Annotated in this window: 8 protein-coding genes and 1 pseudogene; 2 read left to right on the top strand and 7 right to left on the bottom strand. The window is 75.8% G+C overall.

The window, feature by feature from the left end:
• Positions 1 to 251 precede the first annotated feature (251 nt).
• Positions 252 to 1778, bottom strand: coding sequence for an SGNH/GDSL hydrolase family protein (locus ABEB16_RS13695; RefSeq protein WP_345712799.1), 1527 nt, complete (start codon positions 1776 to 1778; stop codon positions 252 to 254).
• Between the two features lie 145 nt (positions 1779 to 1923).
• Between ABEB16_RS13695 and ABEB16_RS13700 the strand changes: the two genes are divergently transcribed.
• Complete coding sequence (locus ABEB16_RS13700; RefSeq protein ID WP_345712800.1) at positions 1924 to 3474, top strand: hypothetical protein; 1551 nt, start codon at positions 1924 to 1926, stop codon at positions 3472 to 3474.
• Position 3475: 1 nt separating this feature from the next.
• On the top strand, positions 3476 to 4372 hold the full coding sequence (locus ABEB16_RS13705) for a hypothetical protein (RefSeq protein WP_345712801.1): 897 nt from the start codon (positions 3476 to 3478) through the stop codon (positions 4370 to 4372).
• A 54-nt stretch (positions 4373 to 4426) separates the two neighbouring features.
• On the opposite strand, the gene ABEB16_RS13710 is transcribed toward ABEB16_RS13705, so the two are convergent.
• From ABEB16_RS13710 to ABEB16_RS13735, 6 genes and pseudogenes are all read right to left on the bottom strand, one after another.
• On the bottom strand, positions 4427 to 5089 hold the full coding sequence (locus tag ABEB16_RS13710; protein WP_345712802.1) for a peptidyl-tRNA hydrolase: 663 nt from the start codon (positions 5087 to 5089) through the stop codon (positions 4427 to 4429).
• Entirely contained in the window at positions 5086 to 5655 is a 570-nt protein-coding gene (locus ABEB16_RS13715) for a hypothetical protein (protein WP_345712803.1), read from the bottom strand. Before ABEB16_RS13715 ends, ABEB16_RS13710 begins: the two co-directional genes overlap by 4 nt.
• Positions 5652 to 6416: an AIM24 family protein gene (locus tag ABEB16_RS13720; RefSeq protein WP_345712804.1), complete on the bottom strand. Its 765-nt coding sequence runs from the start codon at positions 6414 to 6416 to the stop codon at positions 5652 to 5654. Before ABEB16_RS13720 ends, ABEB16_RS13715 begins: the two co-directional genes overlap by 4 nt.
• Positions 6413 to 7081, bottom strand: a complete 669-nt coding sequence (locus tag ABEB16_RS13725) for an AIM24 family protein (protein WP_345712805.1) — start codon at positions 7079 to 7081, stop codon at positions 6413 to 6415. The genes ABEB16_RS13720 and ABEB16_RS13725 overlap by 4 nt, the downstream gene beginning before the upstream one ends.
• The gene (locus ABEB16_RS13730; protein ID WP_425560197.1) at positions 7081 to 7704 is read right to left on the bottom strand and encodes an AIM24 family protein; all 624 of its coding nucleotides are present in this window, start codon (positions 7702 to 7704) and stop codon (positions 7081 to 7083) included. The genes ABEB16_RS13725 and ABEB16_RS13730 overlap by 1 nt, the downstream gene beginning before the upstream one ends.
• 69 nt (positions 7705 to 7773) lie before the next feature.
• Positions 7774 to 8092: pseudogene (locus tag ABEB16_RS13735) on the bottom strand (hypothetical protein); the annotation flags it as partial.

Raw genomic sequence — 8092 nt, forward strand, 5'->3', positions numbered from 1 at the left:
GTGGGGGCTGCGGCGGCGATGCCTGCGCGGGGGCCGGCGGCGCGGCGCTCCTCGGCGGCGGCGCGCTCCTCCCAGGCGTCGACGCGCCGGGCCAGCAGCGCCGCCTCGCGCACCGCGACCGGGATGAGCAGGAGCAGCAGCCACCACACCACCACCGCGCACCTCCCTCGCGCCGACCCCGACAGCGGGTGCCAGCAGTGTGCACCCGCGGTGCCCGCCCGCGCGTGCCGTCGCCCGCGCGTGCCGTGCGCTCACGAACCGCCGAGGTAGTCCCGCACGTCGAAGGCCATCAACCGCTGGCCCGCCGCGGTGGGGTGGCCGCGCAGGTTCCCGCCCACCGGTGTGAGGGGGTAGACGTAGGGGCTGGCGCTGCACAGCTCGTGGTCCCGCAGGACGCCGAACGTGGAGTTGAACTCCACCCGCGCCTGCGCGCTGACCTCCACCAGCGCCGCCTCCAGGGTCCGCGCCACGTCGACGAGGCCGCGGATCTCCGCCTCGGTGAAGGGGGCGCACAGCAGGCCGTGGTCGGTCTTGCCGTTCGGCGGGAAGATGTTGGGGTAGCCCACCACCACGACCCGCGCACCGGGCGCCGCCTCCCGGACGGCGGCGTAGGTGCGCCGCAGCTGGTCCCGGAAAGCCGCCGACCCGATGCGGCTCCTGACCTGCGCCAGCGCGCCGTTGCGCACGCAGTCCGGAACCCCGCAGGCCTCCAGCAGCTCCCGGAACCCGACGTCGTTGCCGCCGATGCCGAGGGTCACGACGCGCGGCGTGCCGCTGCGGGCGATCACCTCCCGCAGCCTGCGCAGCTGCGAGACGTGGTCCGGTGCGGCGTCGGGCGAGGCGTACTGCCCGGCGTCCTGGGGGTTGTCGACGTGGACGGTCTCGGCGCCCGAGCACGCCAGGTGGGCCGTGAGCGTCAGGCGCGCCAGCTCCTGGTCCAGGAGCCGGGGCCAGGCGTACCTGCTGCGGTGGCAGAAGTTGACGGGCCCGTTCGTGCCCGGGTCGAAGGACGAGGTCCCCTCACCGGAGGAGTACGAATCACCCATCGCGACGACCGCGGTGGTGGGCGCGGAGCGCCACGGGAGGTAGCTGAAGGCCAGGCCCCCCGGGTCCGCGGGCAGGCACGTCGCCGTCGCGGAGGTGATGGGTGCGCTGTGCCGGCCCGTGGTGAACTGCCAGGAGGCGCCGGGACCCACCGCGGCCGTGAAGGTGCCCGACCAGCCCGCGGTGGTGGCCTCACCGCGGGCCTGGCCGCGGACGGCGCTCGCACCGGTGTTCGGGCACGCCTGCGCGGCGCCGATGGTGGCCGTCTGCCCGCTGGTGCGCACCCGCAGCGGGATGCCCGCGGTGAAGTCCACGGTGAAGGGCGGGTAGTCGTGCAGGTGGACGCCGGAGCCGGCGCGACCGCACCAGGCCCGGTACGTCCACCGCCCGGCGGCGAACCCGGAGTTCTCGGGGTCCGCCACGCGCGAGGACGCGCGCAGCACCAGGGTCCAGGTGCGATCGGCGTCCAGGCGGGCGGTGTCGCTGCCGTCGACGACCCCGGCGGGGTTGGCGGAGTCCACCCGGACGTACTCCGAACCCGCCGGGCACGCCGCGGCGCTGGAGGCCCGGACGTCGTGGCCGTGGACGACCCGGCCCGCCAGGGCCACGCTCACCGAGCCGCTGACGGCCGCCGTCGCGCCGGGCGCGGTGACGAGGGCCTGCACCGACAGCAGGCCGGCGGCGGCCAGGACCGCTCCTCCCGCACGACCAGCGCGGGACCGCACCGGGTTCATGACGTCTCCTCGCGGCCGCCGGGGTGCTCGCCCCTCGATGGTGGCACGCCGCGTCCGCCGGGCGACAGCCTTCCGCGCGATCGGCCGGCGCCTATCACGCCGCCCCGCTGCGCCCTCCCCCCGGCAGGCGATGGGAGGAGGCCCCGTGAGCGGTCGGCGGCAGGTCGGTGCGGGTGTGGTGGTGCGGGTGCTGCCGGTGGCGCTGGTGCTCGCGGTGGTGGGCGGCCTGCCGGCCCGGGCGGCGCCCGTGCTGCCGGACGTGACGGTGCGCGTCACGATCCTTGAGCTGGAGGACCTCGGCGACGACCTCGACAGCACCAGCGACGCCGACTTCTACACCGTCACCCGGTTCGACGACGGGGCCGGCCGGGTCGCCGAGCACCGCAGCCGCACCTGGGACGGCCAGGAGCACGTCCACCCCAACACCGAGTGGAGCTTCGCCGCGAACCCCGCGAGGGGATCGGTGCACGTCCGGCTCGGCGTGTTCGACGACGACGACACCTTCAACGGCGGTGACGACCGCGCCGACGTGGTGCCCGGCGGGGCGGAGGCGGTGGAGGTCGACGTGGCGCTGCGGCCCTGCGCCCTCACCGGCACCGTGACCGGTGGGTGCAGCCGGCAGATCGTCTCCGCCGACGGCGACGAGATCGTCTTCGTGGTCGACGTGCTGCTGCCGACGGCGACCCCCGGGTTGCGCGTGCAGTGCCTGCACACCCCGATCTGGCCGGTACCCGGTGCCGTCGTCACCATCCGGGCGACCGCGCTGGACGGTGCCGGGGCGCCGCTGGCCGTGGCCGACCGCGTGAGCACCAAGCGCGAGGGGGTGCAGGTCGCATCCGTCACCGGCACGGCGACGACCACCCACCAGTTCACCGCGGTCGGGGAGCAGTTCTCCTACGAGTGCGAGGCCGAGGACGCCGGCGGGGAGCAGGCCGCGACGACCACACCGCGGACGGTGCGCGTCGGTCCCACCGCGGACCTGGCCGTGCCGATCGTGCACACCGGGCCGGGGGACCGGCGCATCGACGTCGTCGTCCTGCCCGACACCGACGCCTACGTCGGCTGGGCGGACCCGGACTTCCTGTGGGACCTGCCCGCCGCGCTGCTCGGCGGCTACTACGGGGAGGAGTTCACCCTCGCCAACCAGGGCGCCTTCAACCTGTGGATCGGCCGCTCGGTCGCCGACATCGACTGGCCGCCCAGCCCACCCGGCACGCCGAACCCACCGCCCTGCACGATCACCCCGCCGGAGGACTGGGACCGCTACGGGTTCGCCGAGGTCGGCTGGATCCTGCACGACGACCCCCACCGCGACTGCGCCCGCGGCGCGCTGCGGCTGTTCGGCGCCTTCGACGGCGACCCCCGCATCTCGATCCACGAGACCGGGCACGTGCCGTTCGGGTTGGCCGACGAGTACTGCTGCGACGGCGGCTACTTCACCGGCGAGACGCCCAACGTCTACGCCGAGCTGGCCGACTGCCAGGCCGACGCCCCCGCCGTGGGGCGGGCGCCCACCGCCTGCCGATCGCTCGGCGCCACGACCGACATGCAGACCTGGTTCACCTCCGACCCCGACACCGGCCTGCCCGGGGTCGCCGACGACCTCATGGTCGACCAGGGGCCGCTGCAGGCGCTGGACCGGCGCCGCTGGACGAACCTGCTCACCAGTTGCACCACCGGAGGGGGAGGGTGCTGAGATGCGCCGTGACCGAGCAGCGCTCACCGCGCTGGCCCTGAGCGCAGCCGTGCTGGCGGTGGCGGTGCCGTCCCCGGGCGCCGCCGTCGGGCAGGCGGTGGACGGCCCGCGCGACGTCGTGGTCCGGCACGTGGTCGACGTGCCGGGCACCGACCTGGCCTCCGGCCGCGCGATCGTGCTGCGGGTGCGGCACACCCCCGACCCGGCCGAGCCGCACGCGGTGTCCCTGGAGCGCACGAAGGTGTACGTGCGGCGCGGTGACAGCGGTCCCGTCGAGGTGGCGGCGCTGCGGCGCGACGGCACGGTGATCGACCGCTGGCGTGCGCCGGACCCGCTGACCACGAGCGCGGAGCAGGCCCGCGACGACGAGGCCCGCTACGGGGTGCCGTACTCCCCGGACCTCGCGGTCGTCACGATCACCGACACCCGCACCGGTGCGTCGACGGACGTGAAGACCGAGGGGGTCGTGCACGCCTTCTGCGCCGCCGCGCCCACGGACGAGCTGTGCCGCCGGGTGGACCTGGCACCCCACGTGTGGCTGGGCACCCCCGGCCCGTTCACGCTGCGCGTCGGGGAACGCCTGCAGGTCCCCGTGCACGTCCAGCTCGGCAACGACGGGCCCGACCGGGCCGAGGTGGCCGGTGCGGTGTCCGTCCACGGGATCCTCGACGGGGTGGGGTTCACCACCACCGACCCGACGGGTCTGGCCCTGCCGCGCTTCGAGCCGGGCCACCACTGGTGGACGCTGACCTACGAGCTGACGTGCCCGGTCCCCGGGGCCGGCCGCGTGTTCGTCGGCGCCACCTTCCAGGACGAGTCGGCCGAGGCCGTCGAGACCGATCCGGCCGACAACGCCCACAACACCTGGTTCGACGTGCGCTGCGACCCGGCGCCGTGACACCCCGGAAAACCCCGCCCGGGAAACCCCGGGCCGGGAAACCCCGGCCGCCGCTCAGCCGGTCGCGGGGCGGGCGAACACCGCCGTCGCGCTGCCCGGCGCCACCTCGGTGAAACCCGCGTCGCGCACCAGCGGTGCACCCGCGGCCAGCGCCGCGGACCACCGCGCCGCCGTGGCGGTGCGCACCGCCACGGGGAAACCCGCCTCGCGCCAGCCGCTCGCCGCGGCGGGGGGCAGCGAGCGCAGGCCGAGCTGGGCGGCGTGCCCGGCCTGCGCCATCGCCTTGCCCGCGCTCATCGCCACGTGCGGGGACATCAGCACCAGGGCGGCGCCCACCGGCGGCGGGGGCGGTGCGGTGGCGTCGTCCAGCTCGGTGCCGCCGACCTGCAGGCGGGCCAGGTCCCGGGGCCAGCCGTCCACCGGCACCGGGGGGAAGACCCGCACCTGCGCGCCGTCGTGGTCGACGGTGAGCCCCTCCAGGGCGGCGGCGCGGCGCCACTCGGCCCCGCGGGCGCGGCGCACCACCTTGCGGATGCGGGCGCCCTCCCACGCGTCGACGGCCACCCGCCACGCCGGTTCCCCGGTCGACACCATGAGCAGCACCGCGCGGGCGGCGGCCTCCAGCGCGGCGGTGCGCTGCGGCGGTGCGTCGCGCTCCAGGCGCACCACCAGCGGCAGCACCCGCTCGACGACCGGCGCGGCGCCCTGCACCGTCACCCGTCCAGCGCGGCGCGGGGCCGGAACCCCGGGTCGCCGGACGGGTCGGTGAGGACGCGGTGGAGCAGCGCGGCGTTGTGGTGGTACCCGTGCTGGGTCCCACCGGAGGCCACCGTCAGGGCGAGCGCGTCGACCAGCTGCCTGCCCTTCCCCGCCAGCGCGGCACACCCGCCGGCCAGGCCGCGCAGGTCGTCCGGCCGCAGCGGCACCCGCTCCCCGCGCAGCGCGGCGTCCGGGTCGAGCGGAGCGGCGGGCCTGGTGGCCACCGCCCGGGTGCGCGCCGCGCAGGCGTCGAGGGCGGCCACCGCGGCGGTCGTCCACTCCCGCACGGCCGCCGGCGTGGCGCGGGGGTCCGACCACGGCGGGGTTCCCCGGTGCGACACCGCGTCGTCGATGCGCGCCGACAGCGCCCGGTGGGTGACGTCCGAGGGCTCCTCGACGCCGAGTTCCCTCGCGACCTGCGCGAGGGTGTCGTGCAGGAGGCAGGCGCCGACGGCCAGCTCGCCGAGCGCCACCAGGTGCTCGCCGGGCGTGGCGGTGGGTGCCGCCTCGTCGGCCGCGTTCACTGCTGTTGCTGCTGCAGGCGGGAGGTGATGACCTGCTGCAGGTGCTGCAGCTGACCCACCGGCAGGCCCTGCACCTCGCCCTCCAGCCGGCGCAGCTGGTGCGGGTCGGCGATCATCCGCTCGCTGGACTGCAGCAGCACCGTGCCGGCGCCGGTGAAGTCGTACTGGCGCTCCTCCCCGGAGCGGGTGCCCAGCAGCGCGCCGCGGGCCGCGCCGAGGAAGTTGCCCATCCAGCCGGCGTCGAAGTGCAGCGACGGGGCGGGGCAGTCCGCCCAGCCCACCAGCGCCTCGGGGTCCACCCGCACCGGCGGCTCCACGAAGATGACCGGCCCGGAGGAGGAGGCCAGGAACTTGCCTGTGCCCAGCAGGGTGAGGAACCCCGGGATGATCGACTCCTTCAGCTCCAGCGACGCGTCGAACGCCAGCAGGTTCGCCGCGCGCACGGTGAGGTTGCCGTCGTCCAGGTCGTAGGAGTTGATGTCGTAGCCGCGATCGCCCAGCAGCACGTGCCCCTGCCCCGTCGCGACCACCCAGTCCCGGCTGTACAGCGGGGAGGAGAACCGCTGCGCCACCATGCCGCGCATCGACGTCGCCACCAGCGGCTCGAAGCGGATCTGCCCACCCCCCGCGGGGTAGTAGGCGATCATCCGGCCGGTCTGCATGAACAGCGGCTGGGTCAGCCGCACGCAGTACGCGTAGGCGTTGCCGGGGACGTTGTCGTGCTCGGGCAGCGACGTCGGGTCGAACGTCTGCGAGGTCACAGCTTGGCCTCCGATGCCTGCACGTACACGGTTCCCTTCCCGGACACCTTCAGCTGCACCGCTTCCCCCGAACCGCGGCCCACCGCGTCGCGCCAGCCGACGCTGGCGGCGACGTCGACGCGCAGGTCGCCGAGGGAGGCGACGTAGGCCTGCGGGTCGACGACGACCTGCCGCCCGCCACCCACCGGCAGCGCGAACGTGCCGCCGTGGGAGAGCACCGCGACGGCGCCGCGGCCGGACAGCTGGGTGGTGAACAGCCCCTGCCCGCTCACCGCGCCCCGCACCGCACCCATGATCCCGCCCTGCTGGCCGAGGAACACCACCGAGGAGGACAGGCCCGCGTCGTGGGCCAGCAGCCGGTCGGCCTCCACCGACAGCTGCTGGCTGCCGTCGAGGTCGATGATCGTGACGTGGTGCCCGTGGTGGCCGTAGTGCACCTGCCCGCTGCCCTCGGCGACCATCATCGCCACCGCCTCCCCGGCCATCGCCCGCCCCAGCGCCGCGGCGATCCCGCCGCCGTAGCCGCCGCCGCCCGGCCCGGAGGAGACGGGGGAGAAACGCACCTGGCCGGTGTAGGCGAGCATCGCGCCCCGGCGGCCCAGGACCTCCTGACCGGGGCGGACCTGGGCGGAGACGACCTTCCCGGTGACCTTCGCGAACCCCATCAGCCCCGCTCCTCCGGTTGCACGTAGACGACGCCGCTGCCCTCGAAGCGCAGCGAGAACGCCTCCCCGGAGCTCTCGCCCACCAGGTTGCGCCAGGAGACGTCGGTGACGAACGACTGCTGCAGCTGCCCGCGGCTGGCGATGAACGCCTGCGGGTCCACCACCAGCGGGAACCGCGGGCTCACCTGCAGCGGGATCGGCGGGCCGCCGGCCGACAGCAGCGCCACCGGCCCCGAACCGGTCACCTTCGTGGTGAACAGCCCCTGCCCGCTGGAGGCCCCGTGCAGGCCGGCGAAGACGACGTCGGTGCGCAACCCGTCCGACAGCGCCAGCAGCTGCTCGGACTCCGCGCGCAGCTCCTCCCCGGACAGCTCCAGCAGCACCACGTCCATCGCCTTCACCGCGAGGTGGACGGTGCCGCTGCCGCGGACCTCCATCAGGCTGAGGGCCTCACCGGTGACCCGCTGCTTCAGCGCGGCGCGCAGCCCCCCACCGCCGCCCACGCCCGCGCTCTTGAAGCTGACGTCGCCCTCGTAGGCGACCATCGAGCCGGTCGCGGCCCGCACCGTGCGCCCGTCGAGGTCCACCACGAGGACCTTCGAGCCCTGCAAGCGCCAGTTCACGCGCGTCCTCCCCGTCGGTGGAGCTCGTCGCCGGACCCACGCCGCGACGCCACGCCGCGACGGGGCCGATCATGCCAGGTGCACCCCGTCGTCGTGCGGCGCGCGGCGCAACCGCTGCCGGTCGGCGGCCAGCAGGCCCAGCAGCACCAGGTCGGCCAGCAACCCCGCGGTGGCCCACACCGGGGCGGTGGCGAAGAGGAACACCTGGGTCAGCAGCAGCGAGACCAGCACGGCGCGGTGCAGGGTCTCCACCGCCGCCAGCCGCCCGGCCGCGCGCCAGCGCACCAGCGCGGCCGCGGCGAGCAGCAGCGACACCGCCGTGCCCAGCAGCACCCCCACCGCCGCCGTGCCCAGCGCCTGCCCCCGCAGCCACGGAACCCCCGCGACC

Origin of the sequence: Kineococcus glutinatus (genome assembly GCF_039542765.1) — a bacterium.
In the GTDB taxonomy this organism is placed as follows: Bacteria; Actinomycetota; Actinomycetes; order Actinomycetales; family Kineococcaceae; genus Kineococcus_A; species Kineococcus_A glutinatus.

What these genes read in the sequence shown, in the direction of transcription:
- ABEB16_RS13705 (WP_345712801.1), top strand. Translation starts at nt 3,476, where the DNA reads ATGCGCCGTGACCGAGCAGCGCTCACCGCGCTGGCCCTGAGCGCAGCC.
- ABEB16_RS13725 (WP_345712805.1), bottom strand. Translation starts at nt 7,081, where the DNA reads ATGGGGTTCGCGAAGGTCACCGGGAAGGTCGTCTCCGCCCAGGTCCGC.
- ABEB16_RS13695 (WP_345712799.1), bottom strand. Translation starts at nt 1,778, where the DNA reads ATGAACCCGGTGCGGTCCCGCGCTGGTCGTGCGGGAGGAGCGGTCCTG.